Genomic DNA, 1,265 nt, shown 5'->3' on the forward strand with positions numbered 1-1,265 from the left:
AGCTGAACGCCTCGATCATCGAGCGGGCGCAGCCGTGCGGCAGCCCGGCGACGACGGCGCCGCCGGGGGTCCGTGGGGTCCGTCGGGTCCGAGGGGTCCGTCGGGTCGCCGCCGCCGGTGGCGATGCCCCAGTCCTGCGCCATGTACGAGGCCGAGCACAGCCCGGGGAGGAAGTAGGAGCCGGACGCCCCGCAGGACGGCGGGTCGATGGGCGTGCCGTGGCCGTTGCCCGGCATCAGGTAGGTGGTGACCAGCGCCCTCCCGGAGGAGTCGTGGTACTCGCTGCGGGTGGTCGATTGCGGGAGGGCGCTGGTGGCGTCGGGCGTCTGGTCGATGCCGTGCGCGTCGGTCCACTGCTTCACCGACTCGGTGAGGTTGGCGGTGGCCACCACGTAGTCCTGCCCGCCGTGCCAGATCGAGACCGGCGGCCGGGCACCGGAGTGGCCCGGGTGGGCGGCCCGTACCAGGTCGCCCCATGCCTGCGGCGACTGGTTCTTCCCCGGGCTCATGCAGCTGAACGCCTCGATCATCGAGCGGGCGCAGCCGTGCGGCAGCCCGGCGACGACGGCGCCGCCGGCGAAGACGTCGGGGTAGGCGGCGAGCATGGTGGCGGTCATGCCGCCGCCGGCGGAGAGGCCGGTGACGAAGACCCGGTTCGCGTCGGCGCCCTGGTCGGCCAGTACCCGGTCGACCATCTGCTTGAGCGACAGCGTCTCGCCGCTGCCGCGCGCGGTGTCGGCCGGCTCGAACCAGTTGAAGCACCGCGAGGCGTTGTTGGCGGTCTGCTGCCCGGCGGCGATCACCGTGAAGCCGCCCGCGTCGGCGACGCCGCGCCAGCCGGAGTGGTCGAAGTACTCGACGGGGCCCTGCGCGCAGCCGTGCAGCAGCAGGACGACGGGGCTGCCGGCGGGCAGGTCGTCGGGGACGTAGCGGTGCATCGTCAGGTTGCCGGGATTGCTGCCGAAGCCGGTGACCTGCTCCAACTGCGCCTGGGCACCGCCCGACGCGGGCGCGGCGTCCTCGCTCATGCCCGGGGCGGCGTGGGTCGGGGTGGTCAGCAGCGCGGCGGCCAGGAGCGCCGCGCCGGCGGTGGCGACGGCGGCGGCGCGGCGCCACCGGCGCGGCCGTTCGCCTGATCTCTGGCCCGATCTCTGGCGCGGTCCCTCGTCCGGACCTGCGGCTCTCAGGGATGTCACGGAATGTCTCTCCTTACGGAGGCACCGCCTCGTCCGGGGCGGTGCCATGGGGGGTGTGGGGCACCGTAG

General features: G+C 74.4%; 1 protein-coding gene. It reads right to left on the minus strand.

Annotated features, from left to right (window positions below; translation table 11 throughout):
- On the minus strand, nucleotides 1-1,196 hold a 1,196-nt coding region (locus E0D90_RS25675; protein ID WP_227870514.1), incomplete at its 3' end, for an extracellular catalytic domain type 1 short-chain-length polyhydroxyalkanoate depolymerase.
- Nucleotides 1,197-1,265 lie beyond the last annotated feature (69 nt).

This window comes from Streptomyces otsuchiensis, from assembly GCF_004305975.1.
Taxonomy (GTDB): Bacteria; Actinomycetota; Actinomycetes; order Streptomycetales; family Streptomycetaceae; genus Streptomyces; species Streptomyces otsuchiensis.